Annotated in this window: 26 protein-coding genes; 22 read left to right on the forward strand and 4 right to left on the reverse strand. The window is 64.8% G+C overall.

The genetic code is table 11. From position 1 onward, the window contains the following. Nucleotides 1-4: 4 nt before the first annotated feature. The 3 genes from ACTJKT_RS12150 (at nucleotide 5) to ACTJKT_RS12160 (ending at nucleotide 2,420) form a co-directional block, all read left to right on the forward strand. Nucleotides 5-919, forward strand: a complete 915-nt coding sequence (locus ACTJKT_RS12150; RefSeq protein ID WP_440787242.1) for a LysR family transcriptional regulator — start codon at nucleotides 5-7, stop codon at nucleotides 917-919. A gap of 124 nt (nucleotides 920-1,043) precedes the next feature. Beyond that, nucleotides 1,044-1,547: a VOC family protein gene (locus ACTJKT_RS12155; RefSeq protein WP_025809216.1), complete on the forward strand. Its 504-nt coding sequence runs from the start codon at nucleotides 1,044-1,046 to the stop codon at nucleotides 1,545-1,547. 39 nt (nucleotides 1,548-1,586) lie between these two features. Continuing rightward, nucleotides 1,587-2,420 carry a helix-turn-helix domain-containing protein gene (locus tag ACTJKT_RS12160; protein ID WP_440787243.1) on the forward strand — a complete coding sequence of 278 codons (834 nt, stop codon included), beginning with the start codon at nucleotides 1,587-1,589 and terminating at the stop codon, nucleotides 2,418-2,420. A gap of 218 nt (nucleotides 2,421-2,638) precedes the next feature. Here the strand turns inward: ACTJKT_RS12160 and ACTJKT_RS12165 are convergent, their stop codons facing one another. Continuing rightward, nucleotides 2,639-3,226 carry a LysE family translocator gene (locus ACTJKT_RS12165; protein ID WP_097303220.1) on the reverse strand — a complete coding sequence of 196 codons (588 nt, stop codon included), beginning with the start codon at nucleotides 3,224-3,226 and terminating at the stop codon, nucleotides 2,639-2,641. Nucleotides 3,227-3,329: 103 nt separating this feature from the next. Here ACTJKT_RS12165 and ACTJKT_RS12170 point away from each other — a divergent pair, with 103 nt between their 5' ends. The 17 genes from ACTJKT_RS12170 to ACTJKT_RS12250 all read left to right on the forward strand — a co-directional run bounded on the left by ACTJKT_RS12170 (nucleotide 3,330) and on the right by ACTJKT_RS12250 (nucleotide 18,445). Further along, nucleotides 3,330-3,920: a GNAT family N-acetyltransferase gene (locus ACTJKT_RS12170; protein WP_440787244.1), complete on the forward strand. Its 591-nt coding sequence runs from the start codon at nucleotides 3,330-3,332 to the stop codon at nucleotides 3,918-3,920. Continuing rightward, nucleotides 3,917-4,423: a GNAT family N-acetyltransferase gene (locus ACTJKT_RS12175; RefSeq protein WP_440787245.1), complete on the forward strand. Its 507-nt coding sequence runs from the start codon at nucleotides 3,917-3,919 to the stop codon at nucleotides 4,421-4,423. Before ACTJKT_RS12170 ends, ACTJKT_RS12175 begins: the two co-directional genes overlap by 4 nt. A 51-nt stretch (nucleotides 4,424-4,474) precedes the next feature. Then, the gene (locus ACTJKT_RS12180) at nucleotides 4,475-4,918 is read left to right on the forward strand and encodes a hypothetical protein (RefSeq protein WP_440787246.1); all 444 of its coding nucleotides are present in this window, start codon (nucleotides 4,475-4,477) and stop codon (nucleotides 4,916-4,918) included. A 145-nt stretch (nucleotides 4,919-5,063) separates the two neighbouring features. Next, nucleotides 5,064-5,798, forward strand: a complete 735-nt coding sequence (locus ACTJKT_RS12185; RefSeq protein ID WP_440787247.1) for a YjfI family protein — start codon at nucleotides 5,064-5,066, stop codon at nucleotides 5,796-5,798. Between the two features lie 26 nt (nucleotides 5,799-5,824). Next, the gene (locus ACTJKT_RS12190) at nucleotides 5,825-6,526 is read left to right on the forward strand and encodes a PspA/IM30 family protein (RefSeq protein WP_440787248.1); all 702 of its coding nucleotides are present in this window, start codon (nucleotides 5,825-5,827) and stop codon (nucleotides 6,524-6,526) included. 206 nt (nucleotides 6,527-6,732) lie between these two features. Continuing rightward, nucleotides 6,733-7,299 carry a rhomboid family intramembrane serine protease gene (locus ACTJKT_RS12195; protein ID WP_440787249.1) on the forward strand — a complete coding sequence of 189 codons (567 nt, stop codon included), beginning with the start codon at nucleotides 6,733-6,735 and terminating at the stop codon, nucleotides 7,297-7,299. Nucleotides 7,300-7,368: 69 nt separating this feature from the next. Then, nucleotides 7,369-8,403, forward strand: coding sequence for a potassium channel family protein (locus ACTJKT_RS12200; protein ID WP_440787250.1), 1,035 nt, complete (start codon nucleotides 7,369-7,371; stop codon nucleotides 8,401-8,403). After that, entirely contained in the window at nucleotides 8,390-9,040 is a 651-nt protein-coding gene (locus ACTJKT_RS12205) for a DUF2491 family protein (protein ID WP_440787251.1), read from the forward strand. Before ACTJKT_RS12200 ends, ACTJKT_RS12205 begins: the two co-directional genes overlap by 14 nt. 15 nt (nucleotides 9,041-9,055) lie before the next feature. Further along, a complete protein-coding gene (locus ACTJKT_RS12210) occupies nucleotides 9,056-9,484 on the forward strand; it encodes a DUF350 domain-containing protein (protein WP_009043573.1) in 429 nt (142 codons plus the stop codon). A gap of 20 nt (nucleotides 9,485-9,504) precedes the next feature. Beyond that, on the forward strand, nucleotides 9,505-10,221 hold the full coding sequence (locus ACTJKT_RS12215; protein ID WP_025809226.1) for a DUF1190 domain-containing protein: 717 nt from the start codon (nucleotides 9,505-9,507) through the stop codon (nucleotides 10,219-10,221). An 11-nt stretch (nucleotides 10,222-10,232) separates the two neighbouring features. Next, nucleotides 10,233-11,390, forward strand: coding sequence for a glutathionylspermidine synthase family protein (locus ACTJKT_RS12220; protein WP_063430270.1), 1,158 nt, complete (start codon nucleotides 10,233-10,235; stop codon nucleotides 11,388-11,390). Between the two features lie 455 nt (nucleotides 11,391-11,845). Continuing rightward, entirely contained in the window at nucleotides 11,846-12,130 is a 285-nt protein-coding gene (locus ACTJKT_RS12225; protein WP_440787252.1) for a hypothetical protein, read from the forward strand. Nucleotides 12,131-12,419: 289 nt separating this feature from the next. Beyond that, nucleotides 12,420-15,134 (forward strand): magnesium-translocating P-type ATPase, encoded by a 2,715-nt coding sequence (gene mgtA / locus ACTJKT_RS12230; protein WP_440787253.1) that lies wholly within the window; start codon nucleotides 12,420-12,422, stop codon nucleotides 15,132-15,134. A gap of 166 nt (nucleotides 15,135-15,300) precedes the next feature. Then, nucleotides 15,301-15,516, forward strand: coding sequence for a hypothetical protein (locus tag ACTJKT_RS12235; RefSeq protein ID WP_440787254.1), 216 nt, complete (start codon nucleotides 15,301-15,303; stop codon nucleotides 15,514-15,516). 21 nt (nucleotides 15,517-15,537) lie between these two features. Further along, nucleotides 15,538-17,247, forward strand: coding sequence for a Na/Pi cotransporter family protein (locus ACTJKT_RS12240; protein ID WP_097303209.1), 1,710 nt, complete (start codon nucleotides 15,538-15,540; stop codon nucleotides 17,245-17,247). Then, nucleotides 17,235-17,588 (forward strand): DUF2493 domain-containing protein, encoded by a 354-nt coding sequence (locus ACTJKT_RS12245; RefSeq protein WP_440787255.1) that lies wholly within the window; start codon nucleotides 17,235-17,237, stop codon nucleotides 17,586-17,588. Before ACTJKT_RS12240 ends, ACTJKT_RS12245 begins: the two co-directional genes overlap by 13 nt. 71 nt (nucleotides 17,589-17,659) lie before the next feature. Further along, nucleotides 17,660-18,445, forward strand: coding sequence for a hypothetical protein (locus ACTJKT_RS12250; RefSeq protein WP_440787256.1), 786 nt, complete (start codon nucleotides 17,660-17,662; stop codon nucleotides 18,443-18,445). 314 nt (nucleotides 18,446-18,759) lie between these two features. Here the strand turns inward: ACTJKT_RS12250 and ACTJKT_RS12255 are convergent, their stop codons facing one another. From ACTJKT_RS12255 to ACTJKT_RS12265, 3 genes are all read right to left on the reverse strand, one after another. Next, nucleotides 18,760-19,389 carry a LysE family translocator gene (locus tag ACTJKT_RS12255; protein WP_440787257.1) on the reverse strand — a complete coding sequence of 210 codons (630 nt, stop codon included), beginning with the start codon at nucleotides 19,387-19,389 and terminating at the stop codon, nucleotides 18,760-18,762. A 57-nt stretch (nucleotides 19,390-19,446) separates the two neighbouring features. Continuing rightward, entirely contained in the window at nucleotides 19,447-20,367 is a 921-nt protein-coding gene (locus ACTJKT_RS12260) for a pyridoxal-phosphate dependent enzyme (protein WP_440787258.1), read from the reverse strand. Nucleotides 20,368-20,451: 84 nt separating this feature from the next. Beyond that, a complete protein-coding gene (locus ACTJKT_RS12265) occupies nucleotides 20,452-21,108 on the reverse strand; it encodes a ribonuclease T2 family protein (RefSeq protein WP_440787259.1) in 657 nt (218 codons plus the stop codon). Nucleotides 21,109-21,508: 400 nt separating this feature from the next. On the opposite strand from ACTJKT_RS12265, the gene ACTJKT_RS12270 reads away from it, so the two are divergent. Together ACTJKT_RS12270 and ACTJKT_RS12275 are read left to right on the forward strand one after the other, a co-directional pair. Continuing rightward, nucleotides 21,509-22,207 carry an AzlC family ABC transporter permease gene (locus ACTJKT_RS12270; RefSeq protein ID WP_097303204.1) on the forward strand — a complete coding sequence of 233 codons (699 nt, stop codon included), beginning with the start codon at nucleotides 21,509-21,511 and terminating at the stop codon, nucleotides 22,205-22,207. Next, a complete protein-coding gene (locus ACTJKT_RS12275; protein WP_097305341.1) occupies nucleotides 22,207-22,524 on the forward strand; it encodes an AzlD domain-containing protein in 318 nt (105 codons plus the stop codon). Before ACTJKT_RS12270 ends, ACTJKT_RS12275 begins: the two co-directional genes overlap by 1 nt. Nucleotides 22,525-22,643: the final 119 nt, after the last annotated feature.

Here is a 22,643-nt window from a genome sequence, read left to right on the forward strand (position 1 = left end):
TGCAATGAACCAGGACCCTTTCGACGGCCTGACCGAGTTTCTCGCCGTCGCCGAACACAAGAGCTTCACCCTTGCGGCCACCCAGTTGGGGGTGACCCCGACCGCTGTGAGCCATGCGGTAAAGACCCTGGAGCGGCGTACCGGGGTGCTGCTGTTCCAGCGCACCACCCGCCGCGTGGCCCTGACGGAAGCCGGCAGCAGCTTGTTCATCCGCCTGCGCCCGGCCGCCAGTGAAATCGGCGACGCCCTGGCGGTGCTGGGCAGCTATCGCGACCGGCCGATGGGCACCTTGCGCCTCACCGCGCCACGGCTGTCCGGCAAGCGGCTGATCGAACCCTTGGTCTCGCGCTTTCGCGCGGCCTATCCCGACGTCAGGCTGGAGATTTCCCTGGACGATGCCGCGGTCGACCTGGTCAGCGAGGGCTTCGATGCCGGTATCCGCCTGGGCGAGTCGATCGAAAAGGACATGGTCGCCGTGCGCCTGACCCCGGACCTGCAATGGTCGGTGGTCGGCTCCCCGGACTATTTCGCCCGGGCCGGTAGGCCGCAGACCCCGGAAGAGCTGACCCGGCACCAGGGCATCGGCTTTCGCTTCCTCACCTCGGGCACGACCCATCGCTGGGAGTTCCGGCGCAATGGGCGGGATTTCACCGTCGGCGTCGAGGGTGCGCTGGTGGTCAACGATCGGCACTTGCTGGTCGCCATGGCGCGGGGCGGACAGGGGCTGGCCTACGCCTGCGACTTCGAGGTGGCCGACGACCTGGCCAGCGGGCGCCTGGAGTCTGTGCTGCAGCCTTTCATACCGTTGAGTTCGGGCCTGTACCTGTACTTTCCCAGCCGCACCCAGAGCCAGCCGAAACTGCGCGCCTTTATCGACATGGCCAACGCCTGGGTGGCCGAGCCAGGGCGGCGATTCTGAGGCGGATGCGCCGGCTCGATACCACTCCTCGCCCGGCTGCGTTTTGTCGATCTACGGCAGCCCCGGCCGCCCCCGGGCTGGCTACGCTTGCTCAAGCGTGGACCATCCGCCGAGGAGAACCGTCATGTCGTCCATTCACCGCATCACGCCCTGCCTGTGGTTCGACCATCAGGCCGAAGCCGCCGCCCAGTTCTACTGTTCGATCTTCGAGCACTCGCGCATCACCGCCCTCACCCACTATGGCAAGGCCGGCTTCGAGTTCCACGGCCGCCCCGAAGGCTCAGTGATGACCGTGTCCTTCGAGCTCGATGGGCAGACCTTCACCGGCCTCAACGGCGGCCCGGTATTCCAGTTCAACGAAGCGGTTTCCCTGCAGGTCAACTGCCAGAACCAGGGCGAAATCGACCATTTCTGGAGCGCCCTGTCCTACGGCGGCGATCCCCAGGCCCAGCAGTGCGGCTGGCTCAAGGACAAGTTCGGGCTGTCCTGGCAGATCCTGCCCTGCGCGCTGAACCACTGGATGACCGACCCCGACACAGCCAAGTCGCAGCGGGTGATGCAGGCCCTGCTGCAAATGAAAAAACTCGATATCGCCGCGCTGGAGCGAGCCTTCGCCGGCGAGACCTAATACACTCGCAGACCGACGCTTGCCGATGGGATGCCTTTGATGAAGCCGACTTTGAGCCCCAGCCTCGATACCGCCCCGCAGTTCTGGCGCGATGCGGCGCTGCCCTTTATCGAGGCCCGCTCGATCGCCGATGGGCGCAAGGTCTGTTACGCCCGGCATGCCCACGAGCATTTCTCCATCGGCGCCATCACCGCCGGGCACAGCACTTACCTGCACGAGCAGGCGCAATTTCGCATCGGCGCCGGCACCGTAGTGCTGATGAACCCCGGCGAAGTGCACGCTTGCAACCCCATCGACGACCAGCCCTGGTCGTATCTCATGCTCTATGTCGACACCCCCTGGCTGACCGATCTGCAGCACCAGCTGGGGTTCAGCCAGGACCAGGGCTTTCGCGCCTTTTCCACGCCCTACAGCAACGACCCCGAGCTCTATGCCGGGCTCAATCGCCTGTATGAGGTGTTGGTGGACGAAGACGCTGAGACGCTACAGAAACACAGCGCCGCGGTGGCGTTTTTCAGCGACCTGCAACAGCGCCTGAACCCGGCAAGCCGGCCGCCGCGCGAGAGCAACCAGAAGCTGCAACGGGCGGCCGACTACATTCGCCAACACTGCACCCGCTCGCTGAAGCTGGAGGAAATCTGCCAGGCCGCCGAGCTGTCGCCGTCCTACCTGATCCGCGCCTTCAAGCAGCATTACGGCATGACGCCCCACGCCTTCGTGGTCAACCAGCGGGTGCAGTTCGCCCAGTCCCGGCTGCGTGACGGCGAGCCGATCGCCGACGTGGCCCTGGAAGCCGGCTTCGCCGACCAGGCGCATTTCCAGCGCGCCTTCAAGCAGCACCTGGCGGCGACACCGGGGCAATATCGCGGGTGATTCATCGCAGCCCGCAAACCGCTTCTGTAGGAGCGAGCGGGCGGCGATCCGGCTTGCCCGCGATGGTCGTCAACGATGACGCGGAGCACCTGATACTCCGCGCGATCCTCAGGTTCATCGCGAGCAAGCTTCGCTCCTACAAAAGCACAGGCTTATTCGGTCTGTAGGAGCGAGCGGGCGGCGATCCGACTTGCCCGCGATAAAACCCACGTCGATGCTCAAGGCAACAACAGATACACCGCGCTCGCCACCAGCAGCGCCGCCATGCTGCGGTTGAACAGGCGCATGCCCTTCGGATTGCTCAGGTACTGGCGCAAAAAAGTCCCGGCGTAGGCCCAGCAGGCAATCGACAGGTAGCAGATCACGAAGTACACCAGGGCGAACTGCCACACCAGCAGCGCCTCGCCATTGGCGGCAAAGGCCCCCATGCCGGCGACGCAGGCCAGCCAGGCCTTGGGGTTGAGCCATTGCATGATCGCGCCGTACCAGGCCGACGGCGCCTTGGCCTGGCCGTCGCTGCTCAGCCGGCCGTCGTCCAGCGCCAGCTTCCAGGCCATGAACAGCAGGAAGGCCACCCCGAACAACTGGATGCCGCGGGTCAGGAACGGCCACAGCCGCAACAGCTCGTGCAGGCCCAGGCCAATCAGCACCAGCAGCAGGACAAACCCCAGGGTCGCGCCACCGACATGCCGCAGGCTGGCGCGAAAGCCGAACTGCGCGCCGGAACTCAGGGCCACGATATTGACCGGGCCGGGGGTAATCGAAGAGGCTAGCGCAAAGGCCGCCATGGAAAACACTAGGCTCATCACACACCTTCAAAGGATCGATCGGAAAGTCCGGTGACCAAGGTAAGTGCGCAGACCGCCCAGTGTATTGAAGAAAATACCCCCTCGCTCACGGACGAATCCCATGCCCGACACTCCCTCCTCCGCGACCACCCTCACCGCCCGCCTGCTGTTGCGCGCACCAACGACCGCCGACCTGGACATCACCCACCTGATCCACAGCGATCCGCGGACCCAGCGCTACAACCCGGCCGGCCCCGACAGCCGCGAGAGCTGCCAGCGCCGGCTGCAGGGCTGGATACAACACTGGCAGGAACAGGGTTTCGGCTATTGGGTAGTCTGCGACCGCGCCCAACCCAAGCGGGTGCTGGGGTTCGGCGGCATCATGCACAGCCGCTTCGGCGAGCGCACCGGGCTGAACCTGTACTTTCGCTTCGCCGTCGATGCCTGGGGCCAGGGTTATGCCAGTGAAATGGCCGACGCCGCGCTGCACCTGGCCTTTCGCGTGCTGGGCCAGGAACAGGTGATCGGCCTGGTACGCCCCGACAACCTGCCATCGCGCCGCGCCCTGGAGCGCCTGGGCCTGACCCTGGACGGCGAACTGGACGACTTCCCCGGCCTGGCCCCCAGCCTGCTGTACAGCCTCAGCGCCGAACGCTACTTCGCGGCCAAGGCCACATCGCCCACCGACACGGTGCGGAGCCTGGAACCATGAGCCAGATCGAACTGCACCCGGCCCAGCGCGACGAGCTGGAATGCATCGAAAACCTGATGCAGTTCTACCTGTACGAACTCAGCGAGTGGCTGCCGATCAAACTCGGCTGCCATGGCCTGTTCCAGATCCAGCCGATGACCGAATACTGGCGCCAGCCCGGCACCCGCCCCTGGCTGCTGCGGGTCGACGGCGAGCTGGCAGGCTTTGTCATAGTCGACGACCAGGTGCACTTCGCCGAGGTGCAGTACAACCTCGCCTACTTCTTCGTGGTCCGGCGCTTTCGCGGTCGCGGCATCGGCCGGCAGGTGGTGACGCAACTGCTGGCGCTGCTGCCCGGGCATTGGCAGATCTTCCATATCGATGACAACCGGCCGGCCCGGGATTTCTGGGCCCGGGTCATTCCCAGGCTCACCGGCGACGCCTACCGCTGTCATCCGATCACGGCAGACGGCTATCCCTGCACCCTGTATAAATTCCACACCCCGACAGCGCCCGGGCAATGATCGAGACGCGATCATCAACAGCCTCGCCCGCCGCACAAGGACCGCCCCGGCATGGATTCAACGAGCCTTCTGGACACCGAGCACTGGCGCATCAGCTATCGCCGCGATGCCCGCCACCCGGGCAGCCTGATCGTCGCCTCCCGCGCCCAAGCCAGCGACCTCGCCGACCTTGCACCTGCGGCGCTGGCCGCCCTGGGCCAGGTCCTGGCCCTCAGCGAACACCTGCTGCGCCTGGAGTACCAGCCGCACAAGGTGGTGTTCTACAAGCTGGGGTTCTCCAGCGGTTTCAGCGTGCATTTCCACGTGGTGGCGGTGACCCGGGAACTGTTGCAAGAGATAGTCGAACACCCGGATTACCCCGACGAACCCGACGGCAACGACGCTATCCTGTTTGTCAGCCGCGAATACGCCGAACGGGCGCTGACACCCGCGGAACAGCTCGAGCAGACGCAGCAGGTCGAGCGCCTGCGCCAGCGGCTGGCGAGCCTGGACTGAATCGACTTATCAACGGAAAGCGCTGCCCCAGAGACCTTCAACTACTTTTTCGATGGATCTAAAAATATCACGCGTGAGTCATTGAGTCGTAACAAAATCCGCTGTAATGTTATCACGCGTGATACGTGAACAACGGAGTCACCCCATGAAAAAGACCCTCCCGGCCAGTCAGCCTGCTGACCTACCGGCTTCCTCTGAGAGTCGACAAGGAGAGCGCTCGAAAGCTTCCAGCAGTAAGGCCTCCAGCAACAAGGCCCCTAGCAGCAAGGCTTCCGCCAAGAAGCCGTCGAGCTTCTACATGAAGCAGATGCGCGCGGGCCTGAGTGCCGCTGGTTATGTGAAACACGAAACCTGGGTACTTCCGGAAAACCGGAGCGTGCTCAAGCACATTGAGAAGAAGCTGCGCCAACCCCTGATCGGCGGCGCACCGGTATTGGAGAATGACATGATCGCAGGTGAGAACTGGACCATCGACCGCCTCTTCAGCGCCTTGCAGGCCCTGGACGAAGTGACCTCGAACGAAATCGGCCTGAGCCTGATTCAAGGCGCCGAGCCAAGCATCAAGCTGGAAATGCACGACTTCGGCGGCCTGCCGATCTACATCGCGGTGGTCGGCGAGCAGATCATCGTCGACACCGTGCTGGTGGACCTGGAGTCGATCAACGACGTCGCCCGCTTCAATGACGCGGTGCTGCGCAGCCGGGAGATGTTCCCCCTGTCCTCGATCGGCATCGAGGCCATGCCCAACGGCCAGACCGTCTACAACATGTTCGGCGCCCTGAGCGCCAGCTCGAACCTGACCAACGTGGTGACCGAGGTCAAGACCCTGGTGGACAACGTCCAACGCGCCACCGAAGCCTTCGAAAGCTTCTTCAACTGATTGCCGAGAATCCGGAGTACGCCTACATGACTCAGTCCATCTGGAACAAACTGTTCACCGCCCTGCGCGGCGGCGCCAACGAAGTCGGCGAAGCCATCGCCGACCAGCAGGCCCTGCGCATCCTCGACCAGGAAATCCGCGACGCCGACAACGCCCTGTCCAACGCCAAGCGCGAACTGGTCACCATCATGGCCAAGCACAAGCTGTCCACTGAGCGGGTCAGCGAATTCACCGCCAAGATCGCCGACCTGGAATCCAAGGCCCTCGCCTCCCTCCAGGCCAACCGCGAAGACCTGGCCCTGGAAGTCGCCGAAGCCATCTCGACCCTGACCACCGGCCTGGAAGCGGAACAAAAGCAAGCCAGCGAATTCGGCGCCTACGCCGAGAATATGCGCAAGGACATCGGCAAGGCCGAAGCGCGCATCCGCAGCCTGCGCCAGCAAGTGGACATGGCCAAGGCCCGGGAAAGTGTGCAGAAGGCCCAGGTCAGCGCCTCGATCGCCAGCGGCGGCGCCAACGGCAAGCTGGAAACCGCGGTCAACACCCTGAACCGCCTGCAGGCCCGCCAGGATCAGCGCGCGGCGGAAATGGACGCCCAGGAACAGCTGGCCGATGCGAGCAACGGCAACGACCTGGAACGCCGCCTGCGCGAAGCCAACATCGTGCCGGACCAGGGCAGCGCCAACGCCATCCTCGAGCGCCTGAAGAAACAGAAGTCGGCCGAGTAAGGCTCCTGGAGCAGTAAAAAAGGCACGCGGTGCAATGCCACGGAAACTGTAGGAGCGAGCTTGCTCGCGATGGACTGGAGAGCGCCGCGCTCACCCAGTCAGTACGCGGTATCGTTAACGATCATCGCGAGCAAGCTGCGCTCCTACAATGGATCACCTGCGCTTAAGCACCCTGCGCCCTTTTCCTGACCTATGGGAGGACCGCGATGGTCGTTGCAAACGGTTTCAAGACCCTGGCGGGCCTGGCGCTGCTGATGATCGGCGTGCAGGTGCTCAATAGCCTGAGCGGCTACAGCCTGAATATCTTCGGCCTGATCCCCCGCACCCTGCAGGGTTTGCCGGGGATACTCACCTCGCCCTTTCTCCACGGTTCCTTTACCCACCTGACCGCCAACCTGGTGCCCTTCCTGATCCTCGGCGCCATGGTGATCGCCGAAGGCCAGCGACGCTTCGTGGCGGTCAGCCTGATCATCGTCCTGCTCGGCGGCGCGCTGCTCTGGCTGTTCGGCTTCCGCGGCATCCATGTCGGCGCCAGCGCCTGGGTCTTCGGCCTGTGGGCCTACATCCTCACCCGCGCCTGGTTATTGCGCAGCTGGAGCAGCCTGCTGGCCGCCGCGGTGACGATGTTTCTGTATTCCGGCCTGGTCCTGGGGTTCCTGCCACGGGCCGGGGTTTCCTTCGAAGGGCATATCTTTGGTGCCTTCGCGGGGTTCATCGCAGCAAAAATGCTTTTATCCGGCGCCAAGCCGATGTCTAATGCCGCGCGGCAATGAGCCATGCCTTGCCCGGGCACGGCGCGCTGCATCACGGATAGATCAGCTCAACAGGAAATCAGGGATTCGATGTCGATTTTCATCTTGCTTCGGGTATACGCGGCCACCTTCTTCCAGCGCTTCGGCTGGATGGGCCTGGCCATCGCGCTCGGCGTACATGCCGCGACCTCCTACCTCGGCCTGGCGGCCCTGGGCGAGCAGCACCTCACCGCGCCCGCGACCTTCATCTATTTCTATTTCACCACCACCCTGACCGTGGGTTATGGCGACCTGTCGCCGCAATCCGCCGCCGGCCGGGTCTTCGTCGCCCTATGGGTGATGCTCGGCGGCATCGCGCTGCTGACCGCGGCCATCGGCAAAACCACCAGCAGCGTTATGGATCTATGGAGAAAAGGCATGAAAGGCAAAGGCGACTTCACCGGCAAGACCGGGCATACCGTGCTGGTCGGCTGGGAAGGCGCGTCCAGTGAGCGGGTGATCGAATTGCTGCTGCAGGACGAAACCTCCAACGACAACCTGATCGTCATCTGCGACGCGACCCTCGACGAGAACCCGATGCAGGGCAAGGCCGCCTTCGTCAGGGGCGAAAGCCTGTCGTCCGCCGCCCTGCTGCTGCGCGCCGGGGTGCCCGGCGCCGAACGGGTGCTGGTGCGCACCAGTTCCGACGACCTGACCCTGGCCAGCGTGCTGGCGATCAACCAGCTGCGCCCTGCCGGCCATGTGGTCGCCCACTTCAACGACAGTGAAATCGCCACCCTGGCCGCCTCCTACGCACCGAAGCTGGAATGCACCTCGAGCATGGCCATCGAGATGCTGGTGCGCTCGTCCCAGGACCCGGGCTCCTCGGTGGTGATCAACGAACTGCTGTGCGTCGGCCAGGGCGCCACCCAATACGTCATGCGCCTGCCCGAGACTTACGAGGGCCGTTTCGCCGAACTCTACGTACACCTCAAGGAACGCTACAACGCCACCCTGATCGGCTACCGCGCCCGCGGCGCGCAACACCCGCAGATCAACCCGCACAGCGATACGCGGATCCAGGGCGGCGAACTCTTCTACATCGCTTCCACCCGCCTCAAGGACATCGACAATGGGATGGTTTAAACGCTTTCTGGGGCTCCAGGCCCCGGCCACCACAAGCTCGAGTTTCGCCACCGGCCCACTGGGCCTGAGCATGGGCGCGGGCATCCGCTTCGATGCCAGCCTCAAGCTGCTGCTCGCCGACAACAGCCGCGTGGCGATTCCCGGCGACCAGGCGGTCTACAGCGAAGGCCTGGTGGACCTGGGCCAGTCCGAATGGCTGTCGCGCTACTACCTGGACGACGAGGACTACTGGCTGCAGGTGCACACCAGCGGCGGCATCGACGGCCAGGTCAAATCGATCATCCTGTTCAACTACCTGAGCAACCAGGCCGTCAACAGCGAAGCCGAGCTGCAGCGCCTGGCCGGCCCGAACAGCCTGATCGGCCAGCCCACCTACAGCCTCGACGGCGTCGAGTACCAGCGCGAATGGGGCACCGAAGCCGGGCAGACCGAGCTGGTGCCGCTGCGCGAGCAGGTGTCCAAGCCGGACGAGACCTTCGCCTTCGAAAGCCATTCGATGCTGTATGCCCGTGACACCGGCCTGACCAATCGCCGTGAGTTCCTGCTGTTTTCCGTGGAGCAATACGCCGACGGCAGCGTCAGCCTGGTGACCTCCCTGGGCATTTCCCTTTACATGACCGACCTGCAAACCCTCTGACAAGGACCAGAACCCATGCTTGAAGCCCTTTCCATTTCCCTGAACAAATTCGCCGTGGTCGGTTTCCTGACCTACATCCTCGGCGCGGCCGTGCTGTTCGCCCTGTTCCAGTTCGTCTACACCCGCCTGACGCCGCACAAGGAGTTCCAGCTGATCCGCGAGGGCAACGTCTCCGCCGCCATCGCCCTGGGCGGCGCCATCATCGGTTTCGCCATCCCGGCGAGCAACGTCATCGCCTACTCCATCAGCCTGCTGGACTTCGCCGTCTGGGCGCTGATCGCCGCCGTGGTGCAACTGCTGGCGTTCCTGATGACCAGCCTGGTGCTCAAGGGCACGTCGCAGCGCATCCGCAACGGCGAAATCGCCGCCGGCATCTACGTCGCCGCCGTGGCCATCAGCGTCGGCCTGCTCAACGCCGCCTGCATGACCCCTTCGCAGAACTGATCGACCGCACGGAGCCCTCGATGAAACGAAGCCAATACGTTCAGCTCTCCCTGGCCGCCTCGGTGGCGCTGGCGATCTCGGGCTGCAACTCGGAGCCGGAGACCCTCGCGGTCCAGCAGAAATTCAACTTCCAGTCGGTGCAGGAATGCGTGGACGGCAAGATCGCCGTGGACGTCTGCTCCGATGCCTATATCAAGGCCATGGCGGAGCACCGCGCCCAGGCGCCGGTCTACGACAACCAGGCCGATTGCGATGCCGACTTCGTCGAAAACTGGTGCCAGATGGATTCCAGCGGCAAGTTCGTGCCGAAGCTGGGCGGCTTTGAAATCAACGCCCAGGGCGCCTTCACCCGCGAGCAGTTGGCGGCAGCCGGGGTCAGCCCCGAGGCCGGCCGCAGCTCGTCGTTCAGCAGCAATGACAGCGGCCTGCTCACCGGCCTGCTGATCGGCAACCTGCTCAGCGGCGGCAACCGCAACTATTACTCCGAGCCGGTCTACCGCTACCGCGACGACCGCGGCAGCTACGCCAACTCGACGCTCAACCAGCGCATCGCCAGCGGCTCGACCTTCTCCAAGTCGCGCCAGGCGCAGTCGGGCAGCGGCTTCCGGACCACCACCCGGCCAATGTCCGTGTCCTCCTCCACCTCCCGTGGCGGCTTCGGCAGCCAGGCCAGCGCCCGCAGCGGCTGGGGCGGCTCCAGCTCCTCGAGCTGGAGTTCGGGGCGCTCGAGCAGCTAAGGAAGCGCGCCATGAAGAAGATCCTCTGCAACGAACGCCCGGACTGGCGACAGACCGCGGAAAAACTCGGCTTCCTGTTCCACACCATCGACGGCGAAGCCTACTGGGACGAAAGCGCCTACTACCAGTTCAGCCTCAAGCAGATCGAGGACGACCTGGAAGACCCGACCACCGAGATCCACGAGATGTGCATGGACCTGGTGGACCGGGTGGTGCGCAGCGAGGCCCTGCTGGATCGCCTGAGCATTCCGCCGGCCTTCTACGACATGATCCGCACTTCATGGCTCGAGGGTCACCCGCACCTCTACGGCCGCCTGGATTTTTCCTATAACGGCCAGGGCCCGGCCAAGCTGCTGGAGCTCAACTACGACACCCCCACCAGCCTCTATGAAACCGCGGCGTTCCAATGGGGCTGGCTGGAGCAGAACATCGAGCGCGGCCTGCTGCCACGGCATGCCGACCAGTTCAACAGCATCGACACCCGGCTGCACCAGGCCTTTGCCCAGTTGGGGATCGAGCGGCCGTTCTATTTCGCCTCGATGAAGGATTCGGTGGAAGACCGCGCCACCACCGACTACCTGCGCCTGATCGCGGAAAAGGCCGGCATCGAGTCGCGGCATATCGACGTGGAAGACATCGGCCTCACCGCCGAAGGCCGCTTCGTCGACCTGCAGGACCGCTGGATCCCGCACCTGTTCAAGCTGCACGCCTGGGAGTTCATCTTCCACGAGCCCTTCGGCGCGGCAATCGCCGCCAGCGACACGCAGTTCTTCGAACCGGCGTGGAAATCCATTCTCTCCAACAAGGGCATCCTGCCGCTGCTCTGGGAGGCCCACCCGGGCCACCCGAACCTGCTGGAGACCCACCTGGACCTGCACCCGCAGCGCGATGTGCCCAAGGGCTGGGTGCGCAAGCCGTTCTTTTCCCGCGAAGGCGCCAACATCGAGTTGCGCACCCCGCAGGACGAGGTGGTCAAGGAAGACGGCCCCTACACCGACGCGCCCTACATCCTGCAGTCCTTCGCCCCGCTGCCGCGCTTTGGCGACAGCTACACCCTGATCGGCTCCTGGGTCATCGGCGACCAGGCCGCCGGCATCGGCGTGCGCGAAGACGACAGCCTGATCACCAAGGACTCCAGCCGCTTCCTGCCGCACCTGATCCTCGACTGAACAGTCGCCGAGGCGCGCAATGCGCCTCGGCCTGTTTCTCCAGGCGTTCAAACTGTCACAGCACAATAACTATCGCGCGCACGGCTTCATAATATTGTTTCAATGACAGTTACTCAGGTCTGCCCTATATAACTTGCCCCTTCATTTATCTGAGTTCAGATACAGACCTTACTTAAAGCTGAACGAATATATGATTCGTGGCAATTTAATCTTGACTTGACAGGTCGGCCTGAGTAAATTGCGCGGGCCGGCCAAACCGGCCTTTTTTCAACTCACTAAAGAAGCCAATGGACACAGTATCTAGACGCTGTCTGGTCGATGCGCTTGCGCAGGGCTGGGCACTTAACCCAGAAAATGACGGGACTCGACTTTTCGGTCGGGTGAGCTGCGCTAGAGCTTGACGCTCCTTCGTAACTTGCCTTCACCGGAGCCAGTCCGGTCGCGAGGCAACTGTTATGAACTTCAAATCCACTGTAATGCCCGGCGTACGCGCCTTCGCATCGACCATGCGGGTCAAGCCCTGCGCTGAGCGCGCTGGCGTTTCCCGGGTCGGCACCCTGTATTCCACCCCCTCCTCGCAAACCCGGCCGCGGGCCAACTGGCGCGTCTGCCCGGTCACCTGCCGGCTCCAGCAACGCTGGAGTTTCGACGACAGCCAGGACCCTCAGAGTCGGAGCCTGGCCGGCTTCCTGATGCAGGCCGGCCTGCTGCTGAGTCTGTCTCGGGACTCGCACTTCTAGTTCAATCGAAGGCACTTCCAAGTCCTTCCGGAACGTTTTCCTGAATAAGGAATTCGGCAACTTCCTATTGCCTGCTTAAAACCAAAAGTTGGTGGTAATTGTTATGGACGAAGCCAGTAGTAGGTTCGTCGTCTATTCATGCTCATTGAATAGGCGGCGAACGTTAAAACCAATAAAACGCAACTACCTGAATCGATCGCTTACTTGCGGCTCGACATACGTTCGCTCGTCTATGAATAGGTGAGTGGTCTGTGTGTCGTGCCGCAAGCCTGCGGCAGGAGCACACGTAATGACTACGGTAAAAACCCGCACCTCCTCCTCGCAAAACCCCACCCGCGACGACACCCGGCTGTCGATGCGTGCCGCCCGCGAAGCGCAGAACAGCCTTGGCGTGACCCTGGACAACGTCAAGTCGAACGCCAACGGCCTGACCGAGCTCGACGCCGAAGGCCGCCTGCAGCGCGACGGCTTCAACGAGGTGGCCCACGACCGGCCGCCCCATGCGCTGGTGCAATTGCTGCAAGCCTTCAACAACCCGTTCATCTATGTGCTGATGACCCTGACCGGCATCAGCTTCTTCACCGATTTCTGGCTGCCCCTGCAGTCCGGCGAGGAAACCGACCTGACCGGGGTGATCATCGTCCTGGTCATGGTCCTGGTCAGCGGCCTGATGCGTTTCTGGCAGGAATACCGTTCGGCCAAGGCCGCCGAGGCGCTCAAGGCCATGGTGCGGACCACCGCCACCGTGCTGCGCCGCGAGCAGATGGGCATGAAGGCCGCGCTGCGCGAAGTGCCGATGCGCGACCTGGTGGTCGGCGACATCGTGCAGCTGTCGGCCGGCGACATGATCCCCGCCGATATCCGCCTGATCGAATCCCGCGACCTGTTCATCAGCCAGGCGGTGCTGACCGGCGAGGCGCTGCCGGTGGAGAAGTACGACACCCTGGGCGCGGTGCAGGAGAAATCCGCCCACCGCACCGCGGCCGACCAGCAGGACCTGCTCGACCTGCCGAACATCTGCTTCATGGGCACCAACGTGGTCAGCGGCACCGCCACCGCGGTGGTGGTGGCCACCGGGTCGCGCACCTACTTCGGTTCCCTGGCGCGCTCCATCGTCGGCTCGCGGACCCAGACCGCCTTCGACCGCGGGGTGAACAGCGTCAGCTGGCTGCTGATCCGCTTCATGCTGGTGATGGTGCCGGTGGTGCTGCTGATCAACGGCTTCACCAAGGGTGACTGGGCCGAAGCCTTCATGTTCGCCCTGGCGGTGGCCGTCGGCCTGACCCCGGAAATGCTGCCGATGATCGTCAGCGCCAACCTGGCCAAAGGCGCCGCGGCCATGGCCAAGCGCAAGGTGGTGGTCAAGCGCCTCAATGCGATCCAGAACTTCGGCGCCATGGACGTGCTGTGCACCGACAAGACCGGCACCCTGACCCAGGACCGGATCATCCTCGAGCACCACGTCGATATCAGCGGCAGCCGCTGCGACCAGGTGCTGCAACTGGCCTGGCTGAACAGCTACCACCAGAGCGGCATGAAGAACCTGATGGACCGCGCGGTGGTGAGCTACGCCGAGAACAACCCGAAGTTCAGCGCGCCCGATGCCTGGAGCAAGGTCGATGAACTGCCGTTCGATTTCGTCCGCCGGCGCCTCTCGGTGATCCTCTCCGACGACAGCGGCCATCACCTGCTGGTGTGCAAGGGCGCCGTCGAGGAAATGCTCGACACCGCCACCCGGGTGCGCCAGGACGGCGTCACTGTGGCCCTCGACGCCGGGCGCCGGGCGGCGCTGCTGGAGCTGGCCGAGGAATACAACCGCGACGGCTTCCGCGTGCTGCTGGTCGGCACCCGTGACCTGGCGCCGGGGCAAACCCGCCAGCAGTACAGCGCCAGCGACGAGCGCGAGCTGATCATCGAAGGCTTCCTGACCTTCCTCGATCCGCCCAAGGAAACCGCCGGCCCGGCCATCGCCGCCCTGCGCGAGAACGGCGTGACGGTGAAGGTGCTGACCGGCGACAACCCGATCGTCACCGCGAAGATCTGCCGCGAGGTCGGCCTGGAAGTCGGCCAGCCGCTGCTCGGGCGCGATATCGAGCACATGGACGACGCGGTGCTCGCGCGCCTGGTGGAAGAACGCACGGTGTTCGCCAAGCTCACCCCGCTGCAGAAATCCCGGGTGCTCAAGGCCCTGCAAGCCAACGGCCACACCGTGGGCTTCCTCGGCGACGGGATCAACGACGCCCCGGCGCTGCGCGACGCCGACGTCGGTATCTCGGTGGACAGCGGCACCGACATCGCCAAGGAATCGGCGGACATCATCCTCCTGGAAAAGAGCCTGATGGTCCTGGAAGAAGGCGTGATCAAGGGCCGCGAGACCTTCGGCAACATCATGAAGTACCTGAACATGACCGCCAGTTCCAACTTCGGCAACGTGTTCTCGGTGCTGGTGGCCAGTGCGTTCATTCCGTTCCTGCCGATGCTGGCGATCCACCTGCTGCTGCAGAACCTGATGTACGACATCTCCCAGCTGTCGCTGCCGTGGGACAAGATGGACAAGGAGTTCCTGCGCAAGCCGCGCAAGTGGGACGCCAAGAACATCGGGCGCTTCATGCTGTGGATCGGGCCGACCTCGTCGATCTTCGACATCACCACCTACGCCCTGATGTGGTTCGTGTTCGCCGCCAACAGCGTGGAAATGGCCGCCCTGTTCCAGTCCGGCTGGTTCATCGAAGGCCTGCTCTCGCAAACCCTGGTGGTGCACATGCTGCGCACCCAGAAGATCCCGTTCATCCAGAGCACCGCGGCGCTGCCGGTGATGCTGATGACCGGCCTGGTGATGGCCCTGGGTATCTACGTGCCGTTCTCGCCACTGGGTGAAATGGTCGGCCTGGTACCGCTGCCGTGGGAATACTTCCCTTGGCTGGTCGGCACCCTGCTGTGCTACTGCGTCGTCGCCCAGACCATGAAGACCCTCTACATCCGTCGCTTCAAGCAATGGTTCTGAAGTCCGGCGGTTAGCGGCGCGGCCATCGCGAGCAATCGAGCGTCGACCGGCTGCTCCTACAGGTTGCAACTGTCCTTGTAGGAGCGAGCTTGCTCGCGAAAGCCGCAACGCGGCGCCAGGCCCGACGGCACCACGCCGCCGGGCCCAGCCAAGTGGAGCATCCACCATGAAACCTGTCACCGAGCTGCTGGCCCGCGGCGAGCGCACCTTGCGCGCCCTGCTGGTGAGCACCCTGGAAGGCATCGCCGCCCTGATCACCCTGGTCGGCATCCGCCTGTATGCCAGAAGCCTGTTGAGCCGCGCTGCCATTCGCCTATTGCTGGGCCTTGCCAGCGCCATTCATCGCCGCTGCATCCGCCTGCTGCGATCCGCCAAGCCATGAAACACACAAGGGAGAGTCCTCATGTCGGGAACTACTCTGCTGATCAACCTCGCTGGCTCCATCGCCCTGCTGCTGTGGGGCACCCAGATGATTTCCTCGGCGCTGCTGCGCGGCTTCGGCACCCAGTTGCGCCAGTGGCTGGGGCAGCACCTGAACAACCGCTGGATGGCCCTGCTGTCCGGCATCGCCATCACCGGGGTCCTGCAAAGCAGCACCGCGGTGAGCCTGATGGCCAGCTCCTTTACCGCCACCGGCACCCTGGGCCTGGCCCCCGCCCTGGCGGTGATGCTCGGGGCCAATATCGGCTCGACCCTGGTGGTGCAACTGCTCAGCGTCGATATCTCGATCCTCACGCCGCTGGTGCTGCTGGCGGGCTTTATCGTGTTCCGCCTGCGCGACGACTCGCGCTTTGAAAGCCTCGGCTGCGCGCTGATCGGCCTGGGGCTGATGCTGCTGGCCCTGCGCATGCTCGGCAGCACCCTGGGCGAAGTGGAAGGCACGCCGGTATTCGCCGCGCTGATGCGTGGCCTCGACGGCGACCTGCTGATCGCCCTGCTGGCGGCGGCGCTGCTGACCTGGCTGTGCCATTCCAGCGTCGCCGTGGTGCTGCTGGTGGCGTCCCTGGCCGCCACCGGGCTGCTGTCCTCGGTGACCGCCATGGCCCTGGTGCTGGGGATCAATATCGGCGGCGCCCTGCCGTCGCTGCTCAACGCCGACTCCAGCGTGGCCCGGCGCCTGCCCCTGGGCAATCTGCTGGTGCGCCTGTGCGGTGCCGTCGCGCTGCTGCCGTGCCTGCCCTGGATCGCCCAGAGTGCGCCGGTCGCCGCCCTCGATGCCAGCCTGCAGGTGGTCTACCTGCACAGCCTGTTCAACCTGGTGCTGGCCCTGCTGTTCATCGGCCTGACCGGGCCCATGGCAACCCTGCTCAGCCGCCTGCTGCCGGAGCCGCCGCGCGACGTCGACCCGGGCATGCCCCACTACCTGGACGAAGCCGGCCTGGCGGTGGCCAATATCGGCCTGTCCAACGCCGCCCGCGAGGCCCTGCGCCTGGCCGACATGCTGTCGCTGATGCTCGACCGGGTGCTGCGCCTGTTCCAGGCCTCGACCCCGGCCGGCGCCGACGAGGTGCGGCGCATCGACCAGTCGCTGGACCTGCTCAGCGCGGCGATCCGCGCCTACCTGGCGGATATCGGCCAGGACGGCATCAGCGACCAGGACGCCGACCGCGCCCAGGAGATCCTGCTGTTCGTGATCAACCTGGAACACGCCGGCGACATCCTCTCCAGCAGCCTGACCCAGCTGGCGGCGCGCCGGCTGCGGCGTGGCGAGCAGTTCTCGGTGTTCGAGCTGGACTGCATAGAGCCTCTGCACCAGGCCGTGGTGGACAGCCTGAGCCTGGCGATCACGGTGTTCCTGCGCGAAGACCTGGCCAACGCCCACCAACTGGTGAACCGCAAGGAACTGGTCAGGCGGCTGGAAGCCGACGCCAGCCGCGAGCACTTTCGCAGCCTGCGCGAAGACCGCACGGCCTGGGCCGAGTCCGGCGACATTTTCCAGCGGGTGCTGCGCGACTACCGACGCGTGCACCACCACATCGCGGCCCTGGCCTATCCGGCGCTGGAGCGGGCCGGCGAGCGCGACCTGGATAACGCCGAACTGGGCGACGTGCTGCTGGACAACCCGTTGAGCATCAACCCGACGGCGCAGGAGCGCGCACGATGCGCGTCCTGATCTGCGCGGGGCGCCATTACGCCGACGTCCAGCTGTGCCGGCGGGTGCTCGACGCCTTTCAGCGCCTGCATGAAGTGCAGGTGCTGATCCACGGCGGCAGCCAGTTCCTCGGCGCGGAAATAGAAGACTGGGGCCGGGAAATCGGCGCCGACATCGTGCGTTACCCGGCCAACTGGCAGTTGCACGGCAAGCTCGCCGAACGCCTGCGCAACGCCTTCATGTTGCGCGACAGCCGGCCCGACCTGGTCATCGCCCTGCCCGGCGGCGACGACACCGAAGAGCTGGTGGCCCTGGCCAGGGCCGCCGGTATCCAGACCCTGTCAGTGAACGACTGGCAATGACCCTTTTCCCCACTCGACCACGGAGCGGCCCGCGCAGCGCGACCGCTTCCCATGCCTTAGCGAGAACCGTCATGTCCAAGTACAACCCTTCGCGCCACAACCGCTTCGCCAGCCTCACCCGCGACCTGCCCCCGGCGAAACGGCGCATGCTGCGGCGCAACCTGATGTTCGTCACCCTCACCCTGAGCCTGATCGGCCTGTTGACCCTGGTCGCCAAAGCCAACGCCGCGGGCGGCGCCTATGTGGTGGACGACGGCGCGATCAACGCCCCGGGGGAATGCAACCTGGATATCTGGTACCAGAGCCTGCGCCACCAGGGTTCCAACCATGGCGCGGTGTTCTCCCCGGCCTGCACCTTCGCCGGCCTGCCCTGGTTGCAGGTGGGCGCCGCCATCGAGCGCAGCCGCGAGGACGGCCACGGCGAAACCCAGCTGAGCCCGCAGTTCAAGGCGCAACTGTGGAACCGCGAAGACCTGGGCCTGCAACTGGCGTTGGCGACGTCCGCGCATTTCGCCCTCAACCGCGGCCATGCGTTCGACGGTGGCGACATCAGCCTGCCCCTGACCTACCAGCCCCTGCAAAGCCTGCGCCTGAACTTCAACGCCGGCTGGGCCCACGCCTATGACGACGGCCAGCAGAACCATCACTGGACCTGGGGCAGCGGCTTCGAATACGACCTGGGCGAACGCCTGACCCTGGTCGCCGAACGTTACGGCCAGCGCGGCGGCGAACAGGCCTGGCAAGCCGGGCCACGGCTGCATCTGGGAGCGAACCTGGACCTCGACCTGGTGCTGGGCGGCCAGTTGAACGAAGGCCGCGACCGCTGGCTGACCAGCGGCGCGACCTTGAGGTTCTAAATGGCTTCTGGCGGTGTGCCTGACACACCGCCTCGCGAGCAAGCTTCGCTCCTACAGAAGCAGGTACGCCGCACCACTCGCAGCGCCCCAGAACCTGTAGGAGCCAGGCTTGCCGGCGATAGGAACGACGCGGTGTGTCAGATATGCTGCTTCGCGCACAAGCTGCGCGAAGACATCTTTTGTAGGAGCGAAGCTTGCTCGCGAAGCGGTGTGTCAGGCATTCCGCAGTGTGCCTATCGCCAGCAATCGAGCGTCGACCGGCCGCTCCTACAGAAGCAGGAAGCAGGACGCCGGTCTGTCAGGTCAATGCAGCTTCAACGGATATCGCTGCGCCGATACAGGCTCAGCCCCACCGCCAGGACCGCGAGCATGCCGGCGCAGCTGCGGTTGATCCACAGCATCACCCGCGCGGAGAAGGTGCGCATGGCATAGCGCCCGCCAAAGGCGTAGGTCGCCATCATCACGCAATTGATCGCCGTGCTGACCAGCGCCAGGATCAGGTACTGCTGCGCCACCGGCTGGTCGGGGCGGACGAACTGCGGCAGGAAGGCCGAGAAAAACAGCAGGCCCTTGGGGTTCGACAGCCCCACCAGCAACGACCGCACAAACGCCCCGCGCCCACTGCTGGCACTGCCGCCCGTCTGCGCGGCCAGCGCCTGGGTCGGCGCCTTCCACAGCACCCACGCCAGGTACAGCAGGTACGCAACACCGCCCCACTTGACCAGGGAGAACAACTGCTCGGAGGCTTGCAGCAACGCACCCAGGCCGCAACCCACCGCACCGATCAGCAGCAGGTCGGACAGCATCGCGCCAACCATGCCGCAACCGGCGATGCGCATACCATGGGTAGCACCGTTATTGAGAGCCAGCAGCATCGACGGCCCCGGGGTCATCATCACCGCGCTGACGGTGACGACGTACAGAAACAATGTGGTGGCGTCCATCCGAACCCTCCGTAAAACCACAGACACGACAGGTCGGCCAGCATACACCAGGCGCTTTCAACCCGGCAGCGAAGCGCCCCAGTCCGCCACCTGGCGGGCGCTGATACTGACGCCGCCGCACACCACTATCACCACGTCCCGCGCTGCGGCGATGGCCGGGTGATCGAGGTAGGCCACCGCCAGCGAGACGCCGCAGGCCGGCTCCACCAATTGCCGCAGATCGTCGGCATAACGCACCACGCCGAGGATCGCCTCGGCATCCGACAACACCAGCGACTGGTAGGTGAACCGCTGGATCTGCTGCAACGGCCAGGCCGCTACCCGGGCCGCCCCCAGGGAGCTGGCGACAGTCTCGATCTTCGCCAGCTTGACCGGGTAGCCGGCCGCCAGCCCCGCGGCGAAGGAGGCGCTGCCCTCGGTTTCGCAGGCAACGATCAGGCAGTCGTGACGATGGTGGCGCAACAAGCCGGTGAGGATGCCGGCCAACAAGCCGCCACCGCCCACCGACACGACAATCGCATCGACCTGCGGACAGTCTTCGAGGATTTCATCGACCATGCTGCTGTGCCCTTGCCACAACACCGGGTGGTCGAAGGCCGGGGCGTATTCGCAGTCGGCGTCGGTGCAGAGCTCCAGCGCCCGCTCGTTGGCCTCGTCCCAGACCTGGCCGTGCACCAGCACCTGGGCGCCGGTCCGGGCAATGCGTTCACGGGTGGTTTGTGGGGTGGTCTGCGGCACCACGATGCAGGCTTGCAGGCCGAGGCTGGCCGCCGCCACCGCCGTGGCCAGCCCGGCATTGCCGCCGGACGGACAGACCAGGCAACGCTTGCCCTGCTGCGCGGCCTGGGAACAGAGCAGGCCCAGGCCACGGATCTTGAACGAACCGCCGGGCTGCAGGTTTTCCAGCTTGAGCCAGATGCGCCGGCTGGCCGTGGACAAGCCGGGATGCAGGATCAGGGGGGTACGGATATGTAGCATCGTGGGCTCCTCGGAGGAAGACGGCGGTCTTCCAACCATAGATGCTTGCACCTGCCCCTGCCGCTCCCCCTGGCCGCTCGCCGATCAGCGAATCGGCGGTACGCGAATGTCGCCGCTGCGGCACTGGGTACGCACCCCTTTGCCACAGGCGCCGAAGCCCAGGTTCTTGTCCAGGCAGACCCGCACTTCGGAGAGTTCCGGGCCGCTGCACAACACCGCTACGCCCTTGTCCGGAATGCCCGGGTTGGCCTGGCGAAACAACTGCTCGATCTCCCGGGCCTCGAAGTAATGCACGGTGGTCGAAGGTTCCAGCACCTCAGGAATCTTCACCTTGCCCAGGGCCTGGTCGGAGCTCTCCAGGTAACCCATGGCGCCCAGCCCGCTGCAGGTGCCGTGCTTGCTCCACTCGTGCTCCATCAGCTTGGCCGTCGGGAACAGGGTCAGGCCCTTGGCCCGCTCTTCGGCAGTCAGCTGGGTCAAGGGCGGGCAGGATTCCGGCCAGCCGCCCTTGGCGTATTGCGGCCACAGGCCATGCAGGACAAAACCGTAGCCCTTGCCCGAGCACTGCTCGTTTTCCGGATGGGTCAGGCAAAAGGTCGGCGACCAGGACAGCGACAGCAGGTAGTAGTCGAACACCCCGGCGACCGAGTCGCGCTGCTGCCGCGTCTCCCGTGCCTGGCTGACACCGACGGTGCAGATCATCAGCGCGGCCAGCGCCGCGGTTGCGAAAAGTTTTCTCATTGACCCTCTCCTTGGGATGGGCGGTTGGTGGACAGCCCGGTAGTGATCTGACCGGAATCGGCCAGACACCTTTCTTGGCACGGGGCTGTTGCAGGAAGATGACAGGCCACCTTCCCCACGGGAGAAGCTGGCCAATGCTAACGAAGCGTTGTAGCAGACAGATCGGGTTGTCGCCATTGCGACAGATGACGAACCGGGCACAGGACTCGCGGTCCCCCGGCTTCTGTAGGAGCGAAGCTTGCTCGCGAGGCGTCGTATCAGGCACACCGCGTCGCCCCCATCGCCGGCAAGCCTGGCTCCTACAAAAGCACCGCCGTTGGCAGCAAGTGCGCAAGATCGTTCAAGCCATTCCCATCGCGGGCTGGCACAGTCGGTTTCCGTTCCTTGGTTGCAGGCTGTCATGTCCAGCGTTCTTCTTCCCCGTACCGCGTTCCTGCGCGGCGCCGTTGCCATCATGCCGCTGTCCCTGGCCACCGCGCCCTGGGGCCTGCTGGCGGGTTCCATGGCCATCGAGGCCAATCTCACGCCCCTGCAAGGCCAGGGCTTGTCGAGCATCGTCTTCGCCGGCGCCGCGCAGCTGGTGGCGATCGGCATGCTCAAGGGCGGCGCGGGGATCTTCTCGATCCTGCTCACCACCCTGCTGCTGACCTCCCAGCACCTGTTGTACGGCATGAGCCTGCGCTCGGTGATTTCCCCGCTGCCGGGACGCTGGCGGGTCGGCCTGGGCTTCCTGCTCACCGACGAGCTGTTCGCCCTGACCAGCCAGCACGACAAGCAGCAGTTCGACCGCTGGTACGCCCTCGGCGTGGGCCTGACCTTCTATATCGCCTGGAACCTGTTCACCCTGGCCGGCATCGTCCTCGGGCGCGCCATTCCCGGGCTCGAACACCTGGGCCTGGACTTCTCCATCGCCGCCACCTTTATCGCCCTGATCACCCCGCTGGTGCGCAACGTACCGACTGTGGTCTGCGTGGCGGTGTCGCTGTTCTGCTCGGTGCTGCTGAGCTACTGGCAATGGGGCTCGGCCCTGGTGCTCTCGGGCCTGATGGGCATGACCGCGGGTTTTCTCTGCAACAAGTTCTACCGGGAGCGCACATGATGGTCTGGGCAGTGATTTTCGGCATGGGGTTGCTGGTGTTTCTCAACCGCTATGTGTTTCTCGAACCGCGCCTGCCGGTGCGCCTGAGCAGCAACGCCCGGCAGTTCCTCGGGTTCGCCGTACCGGGCATGCTCACCGCGATCTGCGGACCGATCGTGTTCATGCCCGAACACCAGCTGAACCTGGCCTACGACAACCCGTACCTGATCAGCTCGCTGGTGGCCATCGTCCTGGTGATCTACACCCGCAACACCCTGGTCAGCATGCTGCTGAGCATGGCGTTCTTTTTCCTGCTGCGGTGGTGGTTACAGGGGTGATCTGGAGAACGCGGTGAGCCTGACACACCGCCTCGCGCGCAAGCTGCGCTCCTACAGGTCCGGTGTTCGCCGCGAATCCGGCATACGCCGCAAACCTGTAGGAGCCAGGCTTGCCGGCG

The sequence above is a fragment of the Pseudomonas sp. 22526 genome, from assembly GCF_052044735.1.
Classification (GTDB): domain Bacteria; phylum Pseudomonadota; class Gammaproteobacteria; order Pseudomonadales; family Pseudomonadaceae; genus Aquipseudomonas; species Aquipseudomonas piscium.

Bases quoted from the DNA above. Each gene is read 5' to 3' on its own strand.
- ACTJKT_RS12255 (WP_440787257.1), bottom strand. From the start codon at position 19,389: ATGGACGCCACCACATTGTTTCTGTACGTCGTCACCGTCAGCGCGGTG.
- ACTJKT_RS12185 (WP_440787247.1), top strand. From the start codon at position 5,064: ATGAAAAAGACCCTCCCGGCCAGTCAGCCTGCTGACCTACCGGCTTCC.
- ACTJKT_RS12210 (WP_009043573.1), top strand. From the start codon at position 9,056: ATGCTTGAAGCCCTTTCCATTTCCCTGAACAAATTCGCCGTGGTCGGT.
- ACTJKT_RS12205 (WP_440787251.1), top strand. From the start codon at position 8,390: ATGGGATGGTTTAAACGCTTTCTGGGGCTCCAGGCCCCGGCCACCACA.
- ACTJKT_RS12190 (WP_440787248.1), top strand. From the start codon at position 5,825: ATGACTCAGTCCATCTGGAACAAACTGTTCACCGCCCTGCGCGGCGGC.
- ACTJKT_RS12275 (WP_097305341.1), top strand. From the start codon at position 22,207: ATGGTCTGGGCAGTGATTTTCGGCATGGGGTTGCTGGTGTTTCTCAAC.
- ACTJKT_RS12165 (WP_097303220.1), bottom strand. From the start codon at position 3,226: ATGAGCCTAGTGTTTTCCATGGCGGCCTTTGCGCTAGCCTCTTCGATT.
- ACTJKT_RS12220 (WP_063430270.1), top strand. From the start codon at position 10,233: ATGAAGAAGATCCTCTGCAACGAACGCCCGGACTGGCGACAGACCGCG.
- ACTJKT_RS12170 (WP_440787244.1), top strand. From the start codon at position 3,330: ATGCCCGACACTCCCTCCTCCGCGACCACCCTCACCGCCCGCCTGCTG.
- ACTJKT_RS12155 (WP_025809216.1), top strand. From the start codon at position 1,044: ATGTCGTCCATTCACCGCATCACGCCCTGCCTGTGGTTCGACCATCAG.
- ACTJKT_RS12160 (WP_440787243.1), top strand. From the start codon at position 1,587: ATGAAGCCGACTTTGAGCCCCAGCCTCGATACCGCCCCGCAGTTCTGG.
- ACTJKT_RS12260 (WP_440787258.1), bottom strand. From the start codon at position 20,367: ATGCTACATATCCGTACCCCCCTGATCCTGCATCCCGGCTTGTCCACG.
- ACTJKT_RS12245 (WP_440787255.1), top strand. From the start codon at position 17,235: ATGCGCGTCCTGATCTGCGCGGGGCGCCATTACGCCGACGTCCAGCTG.
- ACTJKT_RS12150 (WP_440787242.1), top strand. From the start codon at position 5: ATGAACCAGGACCCTTTCGACGGCCTGACCGAGTTTCTCGCCGTCGCC.
- ACTJKT_RS12175 (WP_440787245.1), top strand. From the start codon at position 3,917: ATGAGCCAGATCGAACTGCACCCGGCCCAGCGCGACGAGCTGGAATGC.
- ACTJKT_RS12225 (WP_440787252.1), top strand. From the start codon at position 11,846: ATGAACTTCAAATCCACTGTAATGCCCGGCGTACGCGCCTTCGCATCG.
- ACTJKT_RS12235 (WP_440787254.1), top strand. From the start codon at position 15,301: ATGAAACCTGTCACCGAGCTGCTGGCCCGCGGCGAGCGCACCTTGCGC.
- ACTJKT_RS12250 (WP_440787256.1), top strand. From the start codon at position 17,660: ATGTCCAAGTACAACCCTTCGCGCCACAACCGCTTCGCCAGCCTCACC.
- ACTJKT_RS12195 (WP_440787249.1), top strand. From the start codon at position 6,733: ATGGTCGTTGCAAACGGTTTCAAGACCCTGGCGGGCCTGGCGCTGCTG.
- ACTJKT_RS12270 (WP_097303204.1), top strand. From the start codon at position 21,509: ATGTCCAGCGTTCTTCTTCCCCGTACCGCGTTCCTGCGCGGCGCCGTT.
- ACTJKT_RS12180 (WP_440787246.1), top strand. From the start codon at position 4,475: ATGGATTCAACGAGCCTTCTGGACACCGAGCACTGGCGCATCAGCTAT.
- ACTJKT_RS12215 (WP_025809226.1), top strand. From the start codon at position 9,505: ATGAAACGAAGCCAATACGTTCAGCTCTCCCTGGCCGCCTCGGTGGCG.
- ACTJKT_RS12200 (WP_440787250.1), top strand. From the start codon at position 7,369: ATGTCGATTTTCATCTTGCTTCGGGTATACGCGGCCACCTTCTTCCAG.
- mgtA (WP_440787253.1), top strand. From the start codon at position 12,420: ATGACTACGGTAAAAACCCGCACCTCCTCCTCGCAAAACCCCACCCGC.
- ACTJKT_RS12265 (WP_440787259.1), bottom strand. From the start codon at position 21,108: ATGAGAAAACTTTTCGCAACCGCGGCGCTGGCCGCGCTGATGATCTGC.
- ACTJKT_RS12240 (WP_097303209.1), top strand. From the start codon at position 15,538: ATGTCGGGAACTACTCTGCTGATCAACCTCGCTGGCTCCATCGCCCTG.